Genomic DNA, 21,242 nt, shown 5'->3' on the forward strand with positions numbered 1-21,242 from the left:
CGTATTATCTGTTAATTTCGAAATCTTTTATAAGTACCCCATCAAAATAAGCCACATAAGCAGCCATTACATCTTTTACTTTTTGTGAATTGTCTTGCAAATAATTGCACAAATAGACATCTAAAGTGAGCTGATTGTACTCTGGCCAAGTGTGAATACAAATGTGGGATTCTTTGAGGCAAAATGAAATGGTGAAACTCCTATTTTCGAAATCATGAACTACGACACCTACTTTTTCTAGCGAAAATTGAGTCAGAATTTCTTCTGTAACCTTAGTGAAACCGGCACTATCCGTTAATTTTTGAGAATCCTGAACTTGCAAGGTAACTAGTTTATGCAATCCAGGAGAATAGGTCGTAAGGTCCATGTATTCGTAATGAAAAATTGAAATGTGATTTTGTACTGTACGAATATATCTCTTTTATTTTGAATAAAAAAAAACCTCAAATAATTTTCATTATTTGAGGTTGTATGTTAGTGGTAACTTTTGCTTAATTTTCAGGAGCTAATTCTAATTCTAATCCTTCTAACTCTTCTGTAATTGGGATTTGGCATCCCAAACGGCTGTTTGATTTAACATAAAAAGCTTCAGACAGCATAGCCTCTTCATCATCACCCATTTCTGGCAGGGCAACATCATTTAAAACATAGCATTGGCAAGAAGCACACATAGCCATACCGCCACAAGTTCCTTCTACAGGAAGTTCATAAGCTTTACAAAGCTCCATAATATTCATTGCCATATCTGTAGGAGCTTGTAATTCATGCACTACTCCTTCTCTATCTTTTATTTTGATTAATACATCCATGCTATTCTAGTGTGTGTGTGTGTTACGATTATGTTGTTAGTTGCGCCCGCGTGAAGGATAGAAGCAATCCGCCAAAGCGGAGCGGATAGCCTGACCGTTTTATTGAAATAGGCCACTCAGTTGTACTACTGGTAGCCTATTTTAATAAAAGGGTCACGCCATACTGATGTTATAAAATATTGACAACAGTTTCTATTTGAGGAGCAAATTTCTTGATGGTTGTTTCAACACCTGCTCGCAGCGTCATTTGGTTTACGCTACAACTGGTACAAGCTCCTTCAAGACGAACCTTTACATGTTTGTCATCTTCAATGGAGATAAGTGTAATATCGCCGCCATCTGAATTCAAGAAAGGTCTTATTTCTTCGAGTGCTTTTTGAACTTCTATTGTTAATTCTTCTGTTGTCATTTTCTTTATTTAAAGATTGAAAGATTAGAAAATTGAAAGATTATAAATCATTTTCAAAAGATTCTAATATTATTTTTTTACAGCTGAGCAACCGGCCATTGTTGTTATTTTTACTGCTTCGGTGGCTGGTAAACTTTCGTTTCGAGCTACTACCTCACGCACTACATTGCGGGTTACCTCATCAAAAATATGTTCTACTACTGAGGCCATTTGCATGGCTGCAGGACGACCGTAATCTCCAGCTTCGCGAATAGATTGTACAATAGGAATTTCTCCCAAGAATGGTACGCCTAAATCCTCTGAAAGATTCTTAGCTCCTTCTTGACCAAAGATATAATATTTGTTTTCTGGTAACTCTTCGGGTGTGAAATACGCCATGTTTTCAATAATTCCTAAAACAGGAACGTTGATGGCTTCAGACAAGAACATGGATACTCCTTTTTTGGCATCAGCCAAAGCAACCGCTTGTGGTGTACTTACTACAACGGCACCGGTAATAGGCAATGATTGTACAATAGACAAGTGAATATCTCCTGTTCCTGGAGGCAAATCAATAAGCATAAAATCAAGTTCTCCCCAATCAGCATCAAAGATCATTTGGTTCAATGCTTTGGAAGCCATTGGTCCTCTCCAGATTACGGCTTGACTTGGTGCAGTAAAAAACCCAATAGATAGAATTTTTACCTCATAGCTTTCTACTGGTTTCATTTTAGACCTTCCATCAACGGTAACTGATATTGGTTTTTCATTTTCAACATCAAACATGATAGGCATAGATGGTCCGTAAATATCGGCATCTAAAATCCCTACTGAAAAACCCATTTTTGCTAATGTTACAGCTAGGTTTGCTGTAACTGTTGATTTACCTACTCCTCCTTTTCCAGAGGCTACGGCTATAATATTTTTTATTCCTGGTATTGATTTTCCTTTAATTTCTGGCTTATCAGCTACTTCAACTTTAGTATTAATTTTAATTTTGGCTTCAGCCGAAACCAATTCAAGGATCGTTTTTTTGATATCATCTTCAGCGCGTTTCTTGATGTGCATCGCTGGTGTATGCAAGACTAAATCAACAACTACTTCATCTCCAAAAGTGATTACGTTTGTAATTGCTCCACTCTCTACCATGTTTTTTCCTTCGCCAGCTATAGTAATTGTTTCTAAAGCTTTAAGAATGTCTTTTCTATCTAATTTCATTTCTCGTTAACTGTTTTCACTTGGTATTTGCACACCAGAATATTATCTTTATTTAAACTGATTTCAGATTACAAAGATAGGATGAAAAGTTAATATTTTAAAGCATTTGTATTGCATTTATTGATTTATCAATCAGTAGGAATTATAACTGATTTTCAGCTTGAAATTGTTACTCAACAGCGGTTTTGGGTTGCCAAAAATGTTTCTTAAAATCAACAATCTGGTTGTCTACTACTACAATTCCCTCGTTTTCTAGAAGTTGTTGCATTAAATTGGTGCCATCAAAGTGCATTTTGCCAGTAAGCAAACCATTTCTATTGACAACTCTGTGCGCAGGTACATCCTCTAGAGTGTGTGATGCATTCATGGCCCAACCCACCATTCTGGCTGATCGCGCTGCTCCTAGCGCTTTAGCAATAGCGCCGTATGAAGTTACTTTGCCGTACGGTATTTGCCTTACGATATCATAAACACGTTCAAAGAAATTAGTATCAGTCATGATTATGGAGTTCTACAATGAGTTACAAGAATTATCCCCAATAGTATCGAACAATATTTACTAAGGTGACAAGAGATATCAAACCTGTAATACTGCCAATTATAGTGTTCATGTTGCGCATGAGGTAATCTGTTTTATCTTGGATTTTTTGAAAAAAAGTGATATAAAAGTAAAAAACCAAAAAAGATCCTAACACAACCCCAGAAACAAAAATAAAGACATGGGTAGTATCAAAATAAAATAAATTGTAGGAAGCAAGTGTCACGCCTACAAACACATAATACGGAATAGGGAAAAAATTAAGTGCAGAGAGCAGCATGCCTAAGAAAAAACGTGTGGACGTACTTCGTTTCTTGATTTTGTCTTTTTTCTTAACCGGTTTTTTGGCTAAAAACAAAAAATAAATGGTGAGTAAAGCAAAAATTCCAAAACCTATTTCACGCAAGAGCACTATAACATCTGGACGTTCTTTGATGAATTGGGCGAAAAAAAGTGCCAAGGCCGCCTGAAAAAAGATCACAATTACTGCTCCTAATACAAACCAGTAGGCACTACTTTTTCCTTCCTTGATATTTACTTTGGCGGCAGTCATGTTGATTAAACCCGGAGGTGTAATCCCTACAAAAGCGGTAATAAAACCCAAAAACAAGGAAGTGATTAAATTCATAGTCAAAGTGCTAGTACAGAAATATCTGCATCAAATATAAAACTATTCTTTGATTTTGAATCGAATATATGTTATTGCTTTGTTAATTTCTAAGTATTGTTTTTCGTAAAAAGTTTGAAAAGCAGTTACCTCCTCTGGACTTCCTTCATTAACATACACATTGTGATTGGCATACAAAACCTCATGACCTTCACCGTGCAGCAAGCCTAGCGTGTATCCATGCATGAACTCACTATCCGTTTTTAAGTTTACAACACCGTCTTTTTTGAGGATTTTTTTATACAATTGCAAAAACTCTGAATTTGTCATTCGGTGTTTTGTTCGTTTGTATTTTATTTGTGGATCTGGAAACGTAATCCAGATTTCATCTACTTCGTTTTCAGCAAAAATATGGTTGATGAGTTCAATTTGAGTTCGAATAAAAGCCACATTATACAAGCCCGTTTCAACCGCAGTTTTAGCTCCACGCCAAAAACGAGCACCTTTGATATCAATACCTACAAAATTTTTGTTTGGATATCTTTCAGCAAGTCCCACAGAATATTCGCCTTTTCCGCAGCCTAATTCCAGAACTAATGGATTGTCATTTTTAAAAAAATCTGTATTCCACTTTCCTTTCAACGGAAATAAATCGCCTACTACTTCTTCTCTCGTTGGTTGAAAAACGTTATTGAATGTCTCGTTTTCTTTGAACCTCTTTAATTTATTTTTGCTTCCCACTTTTTTTGAATATTTGGGCAAAATTAAGGAATTATATAAGATAGAATGTCAAAGTAGCAAAAAAATGAAAAATCACGAGACAAACTCTCGATAACTAAACCTATTTTTTGCTTAAAAAAAGTGCCAGCTCTTAGTTTTTCATTCCTTGAGCCTTGAGCTTATCAATAATTACCGACTCGCTTGCTGCTTTCAATTCAATCACTTTGCTGGAATTTTCATTAGGAATGGTCATGGATAAAACATAATGCTGTATTTGCCATTGGTTACCCACTTTTACCAAAACACCAGATCCTCTACAAATTTTCATTTGGGTGTCAAGCAATTCATCAAACCAAGCTGTAGTCCCAGTTTTATCAAAAAACAAATGTCGTTCCAGCGGTGTAAAACTCCAAGCTTTTCCTTTATCAAAATGAGGTTTTGCGTAGGCTTGAAAGGCTTTTTTATCCCAATTCTCTGTTGCATCGGTGCCAATAAAAACAGCATCATCGGTCATTAAACTAAAATAGTCTTTATAGTTTGCTTCTGCTGCGGCTTTATGCCAATTATTGAGTACGGTATGAATGGCGTCTTTATCTTTTTGCTGTTGTGCTGTTGCAAAAGGTGTTCCCCACACAAAAAATACTACTGCAAATAAACACACAGACTTACTGAAAAACATTGCTTTATTCATGATTTTTGTTCCATTTAATTTTAATTTTCCCATCGACATCTGCGGCTAGTAAGTGTAACACGATGCCTTTGGTACGTTTTTCTTCTCGCTCTATGTCCGTTGCAAGTAAGTGATCTTTTTTAGGATTTCTCAAAGGAATAGTAATAGCCAATCGAGTTCCTCTACCATACGAATATACTCCTTTTGCATCTAAATTCAGCACATTCGAACTCACTTTTAAAGCGTTTACCTGAATTTTTTCACCATTTATTTTGAAATCACCTGATAAATCACTGAAGGAAATATTATTTACATCCCGAAAAGGAAAGGCGAACTTGGCAATGTTAGTAATAGGTTTAAAATCTATCAACGCTCCTTTTACCACTTCAAATTTGGCTACACCTGTCATGGAGTTGGTTTTAAGCTGTCCGCCAGGTTGCAGCTGTCCTTGCACTGTAGCAGTAGCAGTAAGCTTCCCTTTGACATTGCGAGGTTCAAAAGATGTGATGCCAAAATTGTTCAATCCTTCTAAAAACTGAGTCAGGTTTACTTTCTGTATTTTTGTTTCTGACTGCCATTTAAAATGATCTTTCTCTGGAGTCAATTGCCCTTCAAAATCTACAGTTCCGCCTGCACATTGCACGCTGCCATTATTTACGCGTAAAGAATTATTTGCCAATACAATTGTTGCTTTGGTTTGGGTAGCGACAAGTTTGCTGTACGTCATTTTATCTGCTTTTAGCTTTAGTACAACTTGGCATTTATCTATCACTTCATACAACTCTTTTGAGAAAGAATCCTGTGATTTTTCTTGAATAGCTGGTTTTTTACTGCTGCTTGTTAAGGCTCCTATACATTGTTTCACATCTAAAAAAGGAGCGTATATATCCCAATTTACAATCATTTTTTCTGGATTTTCATAGTACAATGTCATGAAATTATCTATTCGTCCCTCCATAAAAACCGAGTTGCGGTTGTCCTTGAAGTTAATTTTTTTTATGAGCAACGCTTTTTCTGTAAAGTCAAGTTGAATATCGGTTTTAAGAAACGTAAGGTTTCGTGGGCCATAATTTACAATAGCATCTTTAACATAAACATTACCAGTAAACTTGGGTTTTTTAATACGTAACTTTTGAACATCAAATTTAAAATCTAAATTCACTTTGGCTTGACCGCCAGAAAAATACATCAATTCTTTATTGATCACTTGATTCAATTGTGTAATCGGGAAATTAGATCGAAAACTTCCAGCTGCTTCTGTTTTTTCTAAATTCAAAATGATTCCGATAGGGATTTCAAAAGGTATGGTTTTAAACTTTCCTTTCATATCGGTAATCGTAATGGCTGAATTAGCATCATTGAAACCCGCTCCTTTTTTATAATTATTGGTAAAAGTAGCATCAAAAGTACAGGCTGTAATTAGTCCATCAGGAAGTTTTAAATCATTGTTTTTTATTTTGGCTTGTACTATAATTTCTGGATCCCCTGTTTTACTCATGTCTCCGTTTATAGTACAACCCACCTGAATGGCTTTTTTAAAATCAAATTGATTTATCTTTTCACTAATGTTATTGCTCAATAAACTTGAGGCTTCACGCCAAAGCAAGGTCGCGTTTAACGCAATTTTAAAAGGTGATGTATTAGGGTCTAAATTAAAACGGGCATCAACCTCAAAAAAAGAATTTCCTATGGAAAGTTCCTTAGACACCACAGCAATGGAACTCCTTTCGGCATTAAAATCTAAACCTAAAAGGCCTTCCACTTTTTTATTTTCTATAAAACTACCTCTTTGTGTGTTAAAAGCCATGCTTCTTGCATGCGTACTCAAATCAGCGAAGGCATGCCAATTATCTCCATCATATTGCACTTTACTTTGCAAAGAAATGGAATCAAAATCAAACAGTTTGTGGTTTTCTTGATGCTCAGATATAAACCGAACTTGGCTTAAAATTATTTGATCAATAGATGGTGGCGAGTTCTTCTTTTCCTCTTTATTTTTGGGTTTAACCCGAAACAAAAGCGTATTGTCTAAACCGTTTTTTCCTTTAAAAAGATGAATTTTGGCCTGCTGAATTTCAATTTTATCCATTTCGATTTGGTTACCCAAAAGTGCTACGACGTTCAATCGCAATTCGATTTTTTCGGCACGAAGCAGCGTTCTTTTGTGCGCTTGCCACATGCTATCTTTTACTACAACTTGGCTTAAAGCCAATGTCATGCTAGGAAAACCCTTGAACAACTTATAATCTATGTCACCAATGACTACTGATGCGGTGCTTTTTTCATTGATTTTAGCATTTACAAGTGCTACAATCTCTTTTTTATGGCTTGTAAAATACCATGAAAATAGTCCGGTAACTAGACCCAATACAGCCACAAGTACCACTATAAAAACACCAAGACCCTTTAAGATTTTCTTGTAAGGCATGGCTTTGAGATGGTTTATTATATTCAAGATTCTTTTTTTCATACTACATGGTGCATTCCGTCAAAATAAAGATACAGGATTATCAGCTTTATATCTTTGGCCACAGCCTGAAATACAAAACTATTTGGCACCAAAAAGCTAATCTATACTCACAACAGTACCAAACAACAAAATAGCGCCATAAAAACTAGATATTAGTTACAAGTATTTGCGCATTTGTTGTATAATTATTGGATTAAGCCTCTTGTTATGTAAGCCTAATACAGTTAAACAAAACAAAAATTACTTTGCAAAACGTTTATTTACAGTAATTTACTATTTTTACTTTTTGAAAAAATTTAAAATAAAACAAACGGTAGTAGTCTTGCCACAAGCTTGACGCTATTCCATTGTGGTCGGTGAGGTTCCTATTTGCCTTATTTTTGTAACACAAAACCGCTGTTTTTAAAATATTATTTGGTCTTATGAAAAAACTGTACGTTACCGCATTTTGCCTTGTTTTTATCTTGTTGCTGACCTTTGTTTCTTGCAAGAAAAAGGAACTCGCGACAAACGTTACAAAAAGCACCCCTGTATTTGAAGCCACTTTTGATAGCACTCAAATTCAAACTTTTTTTACCCAGCATCCCGCCTTGCAGCAGTATCAAACCGAAGTGACGCAATTGTACCGCAAACATCAGTTCAAGTACATTTGGTATGATAAAAACGGTATCAACGAGTTTGCTGGCGTTATGTACAATAAAGTAAACAACATCAGTGAAGAAGGCGTACGAGCCAAAATACCCTACAAGGAAAAACTGGATGCTTTGTTCACAAGTCCTGCCGAAACTAAAAAACCCAACATCAACACGGAGTTACTTTGCTCGGCCATATATTTCTTTTATGTGGACAAAGTATTTCATGGTATTGCTCCAGAGAAATCTAAAGAACTAGAATGGTTTCTACCAAGACAAAAACAATCCTATGTGGACTATTTGGATTCTTTATTAGTAGATCCCAACTTGATTCATAAAAACGAAAAAGGTGCCATCAAGCAATATTATTTACTAAAAAACGTTCTTGAAGAATACAGAAAAATAGAAAAAAAAGGCGGCTGGAAACCCATTCCTATTGACTCTACTGTTGCGTCCTACAAACCTGGAGACAGCGCAGCCACCATTGCAACTATTCGTACCCGCTTGTTTATCACTAAAGATATTTCTACTGATTCTAAAAGTGCTGTTTATGACGATGAACTTGCCGATGGAATACTGCACTTTAAGAAAAGAAGCGGCAATCTCTTGAACAAAACGATTTTACCAAAACACATTCGGTATATGAATGTGCCGGTTGAAAGTAGAATTAGGACCTTAATGATCAATATGGAACGCTGCAGATGGATATCAAAAGACATCACAAAATCCAAAGAACTGATTGTAGTAAACATTCCTGCCTACGAACTTACTTTTTTTAGAGACGGAAAACCCGAACTCCAGTCGAAAGTTGTGGTGGGCAAGACCCTGAATAAAACCGTGATTTTTAGCGCGCCCATGAAGTATATTGTTTTTAGACCGTACTGGAATGTACCGCAAAGCATCATTAAAAAAGAAATCTTACCCGCTATTGCCAAAAACCCCAATTATCTGGAGCAACACAATATGGAGTGGAAAGACAATCTGGTGCGACAAAAACCCGGAAATCATAATTCTCTAGGTCTTGTGAAATTTTTATTTCCCAATTCAAATTCAATTTACTTGCATGATACGCCCTCCAAAGGTTTGTTTGGCAGAGAAGACCGCGCTTTTAGCCATGGATGCATTCGGGTTGCAAAACCAAGACAACTAGCGGCAGCCATTATGAAAGACGATCCAAAATGGAATCCTGAAAAAATTAGTGCTGCCATGGATGCTGGCGATGAAAAATGGTATACGCTAAAAAATAAAATTCCGGTTTACATAGGTTATTTTACCGCTTGGGTAGATCCCGATGGTGTGATTCATTTTTACGAAGACGTGTATGAGCGTGATGAAGCGCTGGCCAACTTACTGTTTGATCAATAATCAGTTACAGCAATACTTTTACGTATGCTACCAAAAAAAATGACACTATCTCCATAAGACAGTGTCATTTTTTTTAGTGTGCCAAAAGGCTATGGTTTAAAACGCTCTCTTTTTCTCGAAAGAAGTTTCTAGTACTTTTTTTATTTTATCAAGTGCGCCATGAAAAGCTTTTTCAGTAGTATCGGCGTGGTTTGTAACTGCTACAGGCTGCATGTTGATAGGTCTAGCCTCAATGGTACAGCGCTTGTCATTTACTCCGCCTTTATCACTATTTTCATCTCCTAAATGCACCTCAAGGCGAGTTACCTTTTCCTCAAAACGAGCCAAAGTAGTAGCTACCTCATCTTGGATATAGGATTTTAAGCGTGCATGTCCCTCTACGTTATTGTCTGTGTTGATTTGTACTGTCATAATTTTTATTATTTAATGTTCTATTCTCAAATTTAACTATTGTTGTATGAAAAACCGAACACCTTAATAAAATATTGGGAAAATAAAGCCACGAAAATGATGAAATGAAATGGAATAGGTTAGCTGACAATCTTCTTAATTATCCTATTGACATTTTCGCAGATTCTTTCCACAAATAATTGGGTAATGGTTCATTGAGTTCCCATTTAATGCTCATCGGTTTTGAGCCTTCTGTTTCTATGAAATTTGCTTCACCGATAAAAACATAACCAAGCGTATTTCCGTTTTCATCATTTGCTTTTTCTCTAACAAAAAGAAGTATTTTTTTATTCAATTCTGCATGATTTATGTATGATAAGCCTTTGACTGTTTCTGGACCATAAGCATTGTGTGATTGCCAATGAAATAATGTTTCACTGATTGCATAATCATCATACATCGTTGTTGGAGAAAAATTCTCCTCAGATTTAATTAAATTTATAAAAAGTATCTCACTATTTAATTCTTTATTTTCGGCTGCACCTTCCATATTCATAACTTTTTTTTCAAAAGTATTTTTTCTAAAAGCCACTAAGATTTGATCTCTTGTATAACGTGCATGTAACTTTAATGGTTGTTCGTAAGGAAGTTTAATGTCAATTTCTTTAAATCCAATTTTGTCAATTAAAATTTCTAATACTTCAATAATTTCATTTACTAGTATTTTATTTTTTCCAATTTGATTTATACTTTGCTCTAAAGAATCAAAACCACCTGCACTTTGCCACACATCATAATGCAACATTAATAACATTATTTTTTCATTTTCATTGAAATCATTAATATCAATATCAAAACCACTTTTTGCAATTTTCAAAATGAAATTAAAATAACTGGTAGAATTTGTAGATAACCATTTTTTTCCAATAGCTGAATAAATTTGTTTTTCATTTATTGATTCAAAATTATCTATTACACCAGCTTTTTGACATAATCTTGACCAACTATCTTTTTTATAAATTGTTTCAACTGATAAATGATTTAAACTAATAAAATTCTCTAAAGTTAATTGCAACGTCGTTTGATGTTGGAAATTTCTAATCTTTGCAATCAGTTGATTTATATTTAAAGATGTTGCTTTTTTGATATTTTCGAGAATAATTTCTTTTGTCTTTTTCTCTAAAACTATTGAACAGCCTAAAGGCAAATGCGGAAAATCATCTTCAATTTCTTTTTGAACCGAAGTTGTTGTTTTTCCAATTAACGCTCTAAATTTACTTTCAAAATCATATTCAGGTCTTGAATTTCCAACAAAATCTAAAACTGTCAAACAATCTTTTCCTTCTGACAAACGTAATCCACGTCCTAATTGTTGAAGAAAAACCGTCAAACTTTCTGTTGGCCTTAAAAACAAAACTGTATCAATTTCAGGAATATCTACACCTTCATTAAAAATATCAACAACAAATAAATAATTGAATTCTTTATTCTTGAATTGTGCTCTAATTCTATCTCTGTCACTTGAATTTTTGCTTGTCAAACATTCTGCTTTTAATCCCGCTAAATTGAATTTTTCGGTCATAAATATTGCATGTTCAACAGTTACACAAAATCCAATTGCTCGAACATCGTTTATGTCATTTGTGTACTTCTCAAGATTTGAAATTATTTGACCAACGCGCACATCATTTTTTGTGTATAAACTCGTCAATTCACTGGCAACGTACTTTCCTTTTTCCCATTTAACATTTGTTAAGTCAATACTATCTGTAATTCCAAAATATTGAAAAGGACTTAATAATTTCTTATTTAAAGCTTCGGGAAGTCTAATTTCAGCAGCAATACGATTACAGAAATCATCTAAAATATCTTCACCATCCATTCTCTCTGGAGTCGCTGTTAACCCTAAGAGTACTTTTGGTTTAAAGTAATTTATTATCGGTCTATAAGTTGATGCAGATATATGATGTACTTCATCTACAATAATAAAATCGTAATACTCTGGTGAAAGTTTAATTTCTTTAAGTCGATTATTTAAAGTTTGAACCGAAGCAAAAACGTATTCATTTGAGTTTGGTTCTAATCCATCAACCCATAAATCGCCGAAATTATTGTCTTTTAAAATCCCTTGAAAAGTTGCTTTTGCTTGTTGTAAAATTTCTTTTCTATGAGCCACAAAAAGTAACTTTGATGATTGATTGTTATTTCTAAAATTTTTATAATCAAAAGCAGAAATAACTGTTTTCCCAGTTCCTGTTGCGGCAACTAAAAGATTTCTAAATCTATTGTGGACTGACCTTTCAACTTCTAATTTTTCTAATATTTCACTTTGATAATGAAACGGTTTTAAATCAAAATAAGATGTGGTAAAGGTATATTCTTTAGAAAATTTACCTTGTTTTAAAGCTTCAACTAACTTTACAGAATGAATATTTTTATCATATAATTCAAATTCAGAATTTTGCCAATATGCTTCGAATGTTTTCTTGAATTTATCAATAATATGACCAACTTCTTTGGTTGTTATTTTTAAATTCCATTCTAATCCATCTGTTAATGCAGAACGAGAAAAATTTGAAGACCCAATATATCCAGTGTGGAAACCTGTTTTTCTTTGAAACAAATACGCTTTTGCATGTAACCTTTCATTTCCTGTGTTATAAGAAACTTTGACTTCAGTATTTTTTAAAGACGATAAAAACTCAATTGCTTTCGCATCAGTTGCGCCAATATATGTAGTTGTAATTACTCTAAGTTTTCCGCCTCGTTCGGTGAATTCTTTCAGTTCACGTTCCAGAATTCTAATTCCTTTCCATTTGATAAAAGAAACCAACAAATCAATTTCATCCGATGATAAAATTTCTTTTCTTAATTCACTTTCTAAGGTCGTTCCAGAATTTCCGCCAGTAAAAAGTTCGCTATGAATTAATCTTGTATAAGGTGTAATTTCTTTTAAGTGTAAATCTAAATCTGTAAAATGACTATCAACTTTAGTGAAAACTGCTTTTAATATTTTTCCTTCTGTTTCAATTAAGTCATCTTCAAATTCTTCTTTTTTCAATTCTTCTTTCAAAAAAAGAATAATTTTATTAGCAATTTCAATTTGAGTTTCAAGAACATCTTCACCTTTAATTAAGTTAAAAGCTTGTTTTATAGTTCTACCAATATGTTGAGATAATAATTGAGCTGCTTCCGCTTTATCAATTGAGGTTTTTTTAACCTGAAAAGTATCTTTATCTAATTCGTTTAATTTATAGTTGATTAGTTTGGTTACTAATTCTTCGTACAATCCTTGGTTCATAGTTCAAGTTTTAAAAATTCTTCAACGATCGGTAAATCTGCTTCTGCCCAATCTAGATTCAATAGTTCAGATTTATCTAATAATTTATAATCTTTATGTTCGGACAAAATGATTTCTCCAGAAACATAATTTGCGGTAAAAGGAATCAAATTGATTTTAAAACTTCCATAATCATAAACACTATTTGATAATTGTTTTACCACTTCGATTACAATATTAATTTCTTCTAAAATTTCTCTTTTTATACAATCCGCTTCACTTTCATCTTGTTCTAATTTACCACCTGGAAACTCCCATTTTAGTGGTAGTTTCATTTTTTCGCTTCTTTGAGTAACTAAGATTTTACCATCAAAATGTATAATTGCACACGTAACATGAATCATATTTTTAAAATTTACATTTGTACGAAAGATAGTAATATTCTATTTGATATTTTAACTTTAATTCTACAAAAAAAACGCTACTCTTTCGAATAGCGTTTTTTGAAATTTGTGTGATGACGACTTCATATCTAACGAAGACATTCGTCTGAGGAGTTAAATGCCCTAGCCCTGATAGCAGTGAAAATCCTTTATTTCCGCCTTTTCGGCGGATATAAAGATTGTAACGGATAGCAGGATTAAGCTCCTAAAAAAGAGTAACCGCACCGTAGCCTCTGTTGTTTTTATTTACTTGCAGGGATGGTCATAATCCCCATGTTGTAGAGCGTAAAGGCTTGTATATCTACGTTTTCTTGTATGGTTGCTGCTACTGATTTTCCGGCACCGTGTCCTGCATTGATGTCAATGCGAATAAGGGTTGGGTTTGTTCCTGCTTGTTTTTCTTGCAACTCAGCAGCAAACTTAAAGCTGTGTGCCGGCACTACTCTATCATCATGATCTCCTGTTGTAACCATAGTGGCTGGGTACTGGGTTCCTGTTTTTACGTTGTGTACCGGTGAATATCCTTGAATGTAACTGAACATTTCTTTGCTGTCCTGAGCTGTTCCGTAATCATACGCCCAACCTGCTCCTGCGGTAAAGGTATGGTAACGCAACATGTCCATAACGCCTACTGCTGGCAAGGCTACCTTCATTAATTCTGGGCGTTGTGTCATGGTAGCGCCTACTAACAAACCTCCGTTTGACCCACCACGAATGGCTAAGTATTGTGAAGAGGTATATTTTTGAGCAATTAAATATTCGGCTGCTGTAATGAAATCATCAAATACGTTTTGTTTTTGCATTTTGGTTCCTGCATCATGCCATTTTTTTCCGTATTCGCCACCACCGCGTAAGTTGGGTACGGCATATACACCTCCGTTTTCCATCCAGATGGCATTGGCTATGCTAAAACTTGGTGTCAAACTCACGTTGAATCCGCCATATCCGTAAAGCATGGTTGGATTTGTCCCATCAAGTTTTAATCCTTTTTTGTGGGTGATAATCATTGGGATTTTGGTACCGTCTTTTGAGGTGTAAAACACTTGTTTAGACTCATACAGATCCGTATTGAAATCTACTTTTGGTTTTTCATACACAACAGAGGTTCCTGTTTGTGTATCTAAACTAAAAATAGAACCCGGTGTGATGTAATTTGTAAAGGAGAAATAAAGGTTTTTCTCTTTTTTCTTTCCGCCAAAACCGCCCGCTGTTCCTACTCCTGGAAGTTTGATTTCGCGTATCAATTTTCCGGAATAATCATATTGTTTTACTAATGAAACGGCATCTTTCATGTAATTTGCAAAGAAATAACCGCCACCTGTTGATGGTGCTAAAACGTTCTCTGTTTCTGGAATGAAGTCTTTCCAGTTTTCTGGTTTTGGGTTTTTGATATCCACAGTAACGATGCGTTTGTTGGGCGCATTTAAATCAGTTTCTATGAATAATTTTCCGCCTTCGTTTTCAATGATGTTGTTGTCACTCTTGAAATTATCTACAATAGTCACAATAGGACTGTTTGGTTTTGTTAAATCTTTGATGTACAACTCGTTCCCATAGGTGGAGTTGGCGGCTGATATGACAAGGTAGCGGTCGTCTTCAGTCACGCCACCGCCTACATAACGGCGTTTTTGATCGGCACCAAAAATAATTTGATCGTCTTTTTGAGCTGTGCCTAATTTATGAAAATAGAGTTTGTGCTCATCTGTTTTTGCTGATAATTCACTTCCTTTTGGTTTGTCATAACTAGAATAGTAGAAACCTTCATTCCCTCTCCAGGACACGCCGCTGAATTTCACATCGACAATGGTGTCTTCAATAATTGTATTGGTAATGGCATCCATGATGATTACTTTGCGCCAGTCGCTTCCACCTTCTGAAATGGCATAGGCTACTTTTGAACCGTCTTTGGAAAAATCTAATCCGCCAAGTGATGTGGTTCCGTCTTTAGAAAAGGTGTTGGGATCTAAGAAAACCGTTTCGGTTCCTTTGGCATCTTTTCTGTACAACACTGATTGGTTTTGCAAACCGTTGTTTTTGTAGTAATATGTGAAATTCCCCTCTTTGAAAGGCGCACCTATTTTTTCGTAATTCCAAAGCTTTTCCATTCTTGCTTTTAACGCATCACGAAACGGAATTTGATTGAGATACCCGTAGGTTACTTCGTTTTGGGCTTTGACCCAAGCACCGGTCTCAGCTGATTTATCGTCTTCGAGCCAACGGTATGGATCTGGGACTTTTGCATCAAAATAAGTATCTACCGTAGTACCTTTGTTGGTCGTTGGGTATGTTATTTTTTCGTTTTTATTTTGGCTAAAAGTTGCCATTGCAGAGGTTACAGCCATTATTAAAAAGGATTTCTTCATTAGTTAATTTTTTAGGTTGTTACAAAAATAGGGAAATAGTTAGTGTGGTAAAGGTGGAAAAGTCTTAAATAAAACTAAAAAAAAACTACTGATTCGGGTAATGTTCTGTTTATTTAGCAATAAATATTTTTCTTACCACGAATTATTCAAATTTTCTATGATTCAGAATTTAGGTTTTAAGTTTAATAAATTTTAAAGTCGGTACAAGTGTGTCCGCACTACGGAAGTATTTAAAATTAGGCCACAGATAACACAGATTGAACGGATTCTTACTGATTTCATAGCTGATTGTTCTATGTTTTCTGGTCAACATTTGCGTCTGAACAGTTTGTTATTCTCTGTCTTTTCTTTACTCAAAATTTAGCAACTCTACGTTTACAGATTTAAGAAAAATAGAATTCTCTTTTAAACTGATTGTCAATTGCCAAAAGAAATTTATATTGTGTCCAACTCAATTGTGTCCGCAGTGCGGACACAATTGGAAAAGTGCGATAAAATTGGCGATACCAATTTAATTGGCGATAAGAAAAACCACTTCCATATTCTGGCTGTAATTGTTGTGAAAGAAATTTAATTAAATAAGTCCCATAATCAGCACGGTCCTTTCCGTTTTGTTCTTCCTCAAAAATACGTTGCCCAATATGCCAGTACATCAATGTTCTTTCATTGTCAACCGCCCTAATTGCTTTGTCTTTTGAAGCTGCTATAATGGCTTTAATATCAGGAATTACAGATTGGTTTTGCAGCATCGTTATTTTGGATTATAAAAATTTAACTCGATTACACATACAATAATACGAAAAAAAGAACTGAAATAGTAACCCGTACTTTTTGCACTTAAAGCCAAAAAAAACGCTACTCTTTCGAATAGCGTTTTTTTGATATGTGGATGAAGCAATTGATTTACAAGTTAAAATTCACCCCAAAAACGATGTTTCTTCCAATGTTTGGAATACCATCCGTTTTTAAGCGAGAAAGATGTGCAATGTATCCTTTATCGAATAAATTATTCCCGTTGATATTGACATCAAATACCGTTTTGCCTAGTTTCACGGTTCCACCAAAACCTAAATTTACTAAGTTATACCCTTTCGATTCGGTTTCAAATCCACTTACATTTTTTTGGCTGAATGTGCTAGCAACATTTAAAGTTGCAAAACCATCTTCCAACCAATTTTTGATTTTGAATTCGGTTCTAATAGTGTTGTTCCAATTGTTAGCCGGAATTAATGGCAAGTAATCTCCATTTTGTTTTTTGCCTGTTACGGTTTCAAAACTCGTTTCAAAATGCAACCAATCCAATGGATGCGGATGAAAATGCAATCCTATTTCGCCTCCGTACAACTTTGCATTATCTTGAATATAATCGAACACCGCATTTTCGTCGATTATCTCTCCTGTTGGAGAGGTGTAGATATAATTGTTGATGTGATTGTAAAATCCGTTGACAAAAAACTCAACATGATCCACTTTGTATTCTAAATTTAAATCGGTTTGTACATTTTGCTCTGTTTTCAAATTGCTGTTTCCTATTTCATATCGATTGGTACCTTCGTGCACTCCATTTGAAGTTAATTCAGCAAGATTTGGCGCTCTAAATCCCGAAGCCACATTCAAACGCAACGTTACATCATCGGCCAAATTTGTTTTATAACCCAACGAAGCATTAAAACTATCGTATGATTTATCGATCGCTTCAAAAGAACCTTCTTCGCCTGAAATTCCTTGCGCCTCTGTAGTAACATTTCTATTATCAAAACGCAACCCGGCTTGCAACACATTAGATTTCCACTCATAATTTGCGGTTCCAAAAACACCAAAATCATTTGTAACGGCATCTGGAATCAAATATTCTTCTCCAGAATTCACATTGGTTTGGTGCATCCCTTGCACGCCTACAATGGTTTCTATTTTTCCCATTTTTGGCAAATGGTATTTTGCGTTGTAATTGAATGTCTTTAGTTTCATTTGTAAAACCGCCACATTACTGTCTTCAAACTCAATTCGATCATTGGCAACATAGCCTAAATCAACATCCAGTTTTGATTGTTCGAAAAAGAAAACATTGTTTAAACTCCATAAATGATTGAAAACTCCTTGTTTTGGAAATCCAGTTTTCTTGCTTGTTGTTTGTTCTCCAATCCCATCTTCTGGAATTCCCAAATCCAATTCATTGTAATTGTAACGCAACACACTTGAAAATTTAGCATTGCTGTATCCTATTCCTGTTTTGAAATCGGTTTCATTGTAACGGGTATTTGTCACTCGGTCGCCATCGGCAACTTTATAATCAGAATGAGTATTGTAACTTCCACGAGCCATAAATTTCCAGTTATCGGTTGATGTTTTCAAACCTAATGAAGAACTGCTACCAGCGGTATTCGAGAAATATCTTTGACTGAAGTTTGTTTTAAAGGTATTTGCATCAGCAAATTTTTCTGGGTTAAAATACAAAACACCACCCAAAGCATCGGAACCATACAACAATGAAGCCGGTCCTTTTATAACCTCAACACTTTCAACTCCAGAATCGTTCAATCCCAAACCATGTTCGTCGCCAAATTGTTGATTTTCTATTCGAACGCCTTGCGAATACACCAAAACACGGTTTCCGCTCAAACCACGAATTACCGGTTTCCCAATAGAGGTTCCTGTAGAAACTTGAGAAACTCCAGGAATGGTTGCCAATCCTTCGATCAAAGTGGCTGTTCCTTTTCGTTGTAAATTTTTGATGCTTTCGTGCTCCACTTTCATGACATTTTGCGATTGGATTTTATTGAAAGCCGTTGAAACAATCACTTCATCCATTTCGAAAATTGCTTCTTCGAGCATAACATCAAGTGTATTTTCTTTTTGAAGAGTGTTTATGGTTTTGTTTTGGGTGGCAAATCCTATGAACGTAAAGCTGATTTTTAAGTTTTTATTGGGCAAGTTGGAAAGAGTGTATTTTCCGTTTTCATCTGTTGTAGTCCCTTTATGCAATTCTGATGCATAGACTGAAACGCCTTTTATGGGTTGGTTTTTTAAATCTGTTACTGTTCCCGAAAGGGTATTTTGCGCTTGAAGCATTGCCGTAAATCCCAATAATAGGGATATGATCATTTTTTTCATTGAAAATTAGTGTAGTATCCTTCTAGTCAGTAAGCCTTTTAAAACAAGGAGGCTTGTGCTAGCGGAATTATTTAGTAAATAGTACTGCATCCAGCAAAATCAAATGAATGAACTTGCCTGGAATAAAAAATTACAGAAGCTGAAATAAATTTAGCTTAAACTAGTTACTGGGGGACCTCGAAGGGAATACAAACTGCCAGAAAACGAAATAACCGTTTGCGATGCAGTAAAAAAATATGGGATTTTATCAATAGTTGCATACAATTGATACGACAAATTTGTTGGAGGTATGTAACTTCCTAGCGCAAATTCGCATACATAACAGTGATCAACTTTTTTGTGTTGGTGTGTTATCTCCTTACCGGTGACATTGTATTTATGGTGGCACTGCTTTTGGGAAAGCTGTTTAGACCAGTGCTCATAGGTATGCAAGGACTGAAACAGCATTGAGCACAATACCGTAACAACCAGAGAAAAACTAACTATGAGTTTGTTTATTTTCATTAGCGCCAAAGATAGCAAAAACAAGAAAAAAGAAAACCATTTGTTTCACAAAAATATTTTTTCGTGAAGCAAATGGTTTTGTTAAAGTACAAAAAACTGGTTTACACCAATTTGTTAGCTACTAAATATTCAGCAATTTGAACTGTATTTGTAGCAGCTCCTTTGCGCAAGTTATCAGCAACAATCCACATATTCAAAGTATTTTCTTGGCTTTCATCACGACGAATTCTACCCACAAAAACAGCGTCCTTCCCTTCAGCATATAGTGGCATTGGATAAGTAAAAGCATCAATGTTATCTTGAAGAACAACTCCATCAGTGTGGTGTAAAATGGCTCTTACCTCACTCACATCAAAGTCGTTTGTAAACTCCACATTCACCGCCTCACTGTGTCCACCTACAACAGGAACACGTACCGCAGTAGCCGTTACAGCAATAGTTCTGTCATCTAATATTTTTTGTGTTTCACGAACCAATTTCATCTCTTCTTTGGTATAACCGTTTTCCTCAAAAGAGTCACATTGTGGAATCGCATTGCGGTGAATAGGATACTTATAGGCCATTTCACCTTGTACACCTGCATATTCATTTTCTAATTGTTGTACTGCTTTAACTCCTGTTCCAGTGATGGATTGGTATGTTGAAACAACCACACGTTTGATATTGTATTTACGGTGCAATGGCGCTAATACCAACACCATTTGAATAGTAGAACAGTTTGGATTGGCTATAATTTTATCAGCAGCAGTTAGCGCATCAGCATTAATCTCTGGAACAATAAGTTTTTTTGTAGGATCCATTCTCCAAGCTGATGAGTTATCAATAACCGTAGTTCCCGCAGCAGCAAATTTTGGAGCCCACACCAGAGAAGTTTCTCCTCCAGCTGAAAATAAAGCAATATCTGCTTTCATGTCAACAGCAGTTTGCAAGCCCACAACAGTATATTTTTGACCTTTAAAATCAATCTCTTTCCCTACAGAACGTTCTGATGCTACTGGAATTAATTCTGTTACTGGGAAGTTTCTTTCGGCTAAAACTTTCAACATGATCTCGCCTACCATTCCTGTGGCTCCTACAACTGCTATTTTCATCGTATGTTTTTTTTTCTAGGTTTACATTTGAAGAACAAAAGTAATTAATATTAAAAACATTTCAACACCGTTCACAAAAAATAACAAAATGTTACAAAACAAACTTTTTATTAAACGAGCTCTATTTGGTTTATGCCAAAACTTAGATACAGAATGAAATATACACAAAGAAAAACCGCCACAATTACGTGGCGGTTTAGTTAGAATATATAATGTAGCGGAAATTACTTTTTTAATAAATCTCTAATTTGAGTTAACAACTCTTCTTGAGTAGGACCAGCAGGAGCAGCTGCAACTTCTTCTTTCTTTTTAGCTTTTTCAGCAGCTCTTAACACTACAAAAATAAAGAAAGCAATAATTACAAAATTGATGATTGCTTGTGCCAAATTACCATATGTAATTACGGCAGCACCAGCAGCTTTTGCAGCAGCTAAATCTGGATAAGAATTGCCATTTAAAGCCACAAATTTCTGGGTAAAATCTATTCCGCCTGTTACTAAACCTACTATAGGCATAATTACGTCATCAACAGCAGATCCAACAATTTTACCAAAAGCACCACCCATTACTACAGCAGTAGCAAGACTTAGTACATCGCCCTTCATCAAAGAAGCTTTGAAATCACTAAAAAATCCCATAATAA

19 protein-coding genes are annotated in these 21,242 nt (G+C 35.1%); 1 reads left to right on the top strand and 18 read right to left on the bottom strand.

Going from position 1 to position 21,242, the window contains the following annotated elements:
• Nucleotides 1–4 precede the first annotated feature (4 nt).
• From DNC80_RS03155 to DNC80_RS03195, 9 genes are all read right to left on the bottom strand, one after another.
• A complete protein-coding gene (locus DNC80_RS03155) occupies nt 5–367 on the bottom strand; it encodes an S-adenosylmethionine decarboxylase family protein (protein ID WP_182649148.1) in 363 nt (120 codons plus the stop codon).
• Nucleotides 368–491: 124 nt separating this feature from the next.
• A complete protein-coding gene (locus tag DNC80_RS03160) occupies nt 492–809 on the bottom strand; it encodes a 2Fe-2S iron-sulfur cluster-binding protein (RefSeq protein WP_086453350.1) in 318 nt (105 codons plus the stop codon).
• A 169-nt stretch (nt 810–978) separates the two neighbouring features.
• On the bottom strand, nt 979–1,218 hold the full coding sequence (locus tag DNC80_RS03165) for a NifU family protein (protein ID WP_073205171.1): 240 nt from the start codon (nt 1,216–1,218) through the stop codon (nt 979–981).
• A gap of 69 nt (nt 1,219–1,287) precedes the next feature.
• On the bottom strand, nt 1,288–2,415 hold the full coding sequence (locus tag DNC80_RS03170; protein ID WP_158728593.1) for an Mrp/NBP35 family ATP-binding protein: 1,128 nt from the start codon (nt 2,413–2,415) through the stop codon (nt 1,288–1,290).
• Nucleotides 2,416–2,584: 169 nt separating this feature from the next.
• Nucleotides 2,585–2,914, bottom strand: a complete 330-nt coding sequence (locus DNC80_RS03175) for an MGMT family protein (RefSeq protein ID WP_144891212.1) — start codon at nt 2,912–2,914, stop codon at nt 2,585–2,587.
• 31 nt (nt 2,915–2,945) lie between these two features.
• On the bottom strand, nt 2,946–3,581 hold the full coding sequence (locus tag DNC80_RS03180; protein WP_182649151.1) for a LysE family transporter: 636 nt from the start codon (nt 3,579–3,581) through the stop codon (nt 2,946–2,948).
• A 42-nt stretch (nt 3,582–3,623) separates the two neighbouring features.
• Nucleotides 3,624–4,301, bottom strand: a complete 678-nt coding sequence (trmB, locus tag DNC80_RS03185) for a tRNA (guanosine(46)-N7)-methyltransferase TrmB (protein WP_158728596.1) — start codon at nt 4,299–4,301, stop codon at nt 3,624–3,626.
• A gap of 130 nt (nt 4,302–4,431) precedes the next feature.
• On the bottom strand, nt 4,432–4,971 hold the full coding sequence (locus tag DNC80_RS03190; protein ID WP_255493153.1) for a nuclear transport factor 2 family protein: 540 nt from the start codon (nt 4,969–4,971) through the stop codon (nt 4,432–4,434).
• Nucleotides 4,964–7,420, bottom strand: a complete 2,457-nt coding sequence (locus DNC80_RS03195; RefSeq protein WP_182649153.1) for an AsmA family protein — start codon at nt 7,418–7,420, stop codon at nt 4,964–4,966. Before DNC80_RS03195 ends, DNC80_RS03190 begins: the two co-directional genes overlap by 8 nt.
• Nucleotides 7,421–7,842: 422 nt before the next feature.
• Here DNC80_RS03195 and DNC80_RS03200 point away from each other — a divergent pair, with 422 nt between their 5' ends.
• Nucleotides 7,843–9,417 carry a murein L,D-transpeptidase gene (locus DNC80_RS03200; protein ID WP_182649155.1) on the top strand — a complete coding sequence of 525 codons (1,575 nt, stop codon included), beginning with the start codon at nt 7,843–7,845 and terminating at the stop codon, nt 9,415–9,417.
• 96 nt (nt 9,418–9,513) lie between these two features.
• Here the strand turns inward: DNC80_RS03200 and DNC80_RS03205 are convergent, their stop codons facing one another.
• The 9 genes from DNC80_RS03205 to mscL all read right to left on the bottom strand — a co-directional run bounded on the left by DNC80_RS03205 (nt 9,514) and on the right by mscL (nt 21,237).
• Complete coding sequence (locus DNC80_RS03205) at nt 9,514–9,828, bottom strand: HPF/RaiA family ribosome-associated protein (protein ID WP_086453357.1); 315 nt, start codon at nt 9,826–9,828, stop codon at nt 9,514–9,516.
• A gap of 139 nt (nt 9,829–9,967) precedes the next feature.
• On the bottom strand, nt 9,968–13,108 hold the full coding sequence (locus tag DNC80_RS03210) for a DUF3427 domain-containing protein (protein WP_182649157.1): 3,141 nt from the start codon (nt 13,106–13,108) through the stop codon (nt 9,968–9,970).
• Nucleotides 13,105–13,491, bottom strand: coding sequence for a (deoxy)nucleoside triphosphate pyrophosphohydrolase (locus tag DNC80_RS03215; protein WP_182649159.1), 387 nt, complete (start codon nt 13,489–13,491; stop codon nt 13,105–13,107). Before DNC80_RS03215 ends, DNC80_RS03210 begins: the two co-directional genes overlap by 4 nt.
• A gap of 281 nt (nt 13,492–13,772) precedes the next feature.
• Nucleotides 13,773–15,872, bottom strand: coding sequence for a prolyl oligopeptidase family protein (locus tag DNC80_RS03220; protein ID WP_370628682.1), 2,100 nt, complete (start codon nt 15,870–15,872; stop codon nt 13,773–13,775).
• Between the two features lie 404 nt (nt 15,873–16,276).
• Nucleotides 16,277–16,642, bottom strand: a complete 366-nt coding sequence (locus DNC80_RS03225) for a DUF1016 N-terminal domain-containing protein (protein ID WP_182649164.1) — start codon at nt 16,640–16,642, stop codon at nt 16,277–16,279.
• Nucleotides 16,643–16,796: 154 nt separating this feature from the next.
• Entirely contained in the window at nt 16,797–19,004 is a 2,208-nt protein-coding gene (locus DNC80_RS03230; protein ID WP_182649165.1) for a TonB-dependent receptor, read from the bottom strand.
• A 150-nt stretch (nt 19,005–19,154) separates the two neighbouring features.
• Nucleotides 19,155–19,508, bottom strand: coding sequence for a hypothetical protein (locus DNC80_RS03235; RefSeq protein WP_182649167.1), 354 nt, complete (start codon nt 19,506–19,508; stop codon nt 19,155–19,157).
• 101 nt (nt 19,509–19,609) lie between these two features.
• Nucleotides 19,610–20,599 carry an aspartate-semialdehyde dehydrogenase gene (locus DNC80_RS03240; protein ID WP_182649169.1) on the bottom strand — a complete coding sequence of 330 codons (990 nt, stop codon included), beginning with the start codon at nt 20,597–20,599 and terminating at the stop codon, nt 19,610–19,612.
• A gap of 224 nt (nt 20,600–20,823) precedes the next feature.
• On the bottom strand, nt 20,824–21,237 hold the full coding sequence (mscL, locus tag DNC80_RS03245) for a large conductance mechanosensitive channel protein MscL (protein ID WP_182649171.1): 414 nt from the start codon (nt 21,235–21,237) through the stop codon (nt 20,824–20,826).
• Nucleotides 21,238–21,242: the final 5 nt, after the last annotated feature.

Origin of the sequence: Flavobacterium sp. SOK18b (genome assembly GCF_014156605.1) — a bacterium.
In the GTDB taxonomy this organism is placed as follows: Bacteria; Bacteroidota; Bacteroidia; order Flavobacteriales; family Flavobacteriaceae; genus Flavobacterium; species Flavobacterium tiangeerense.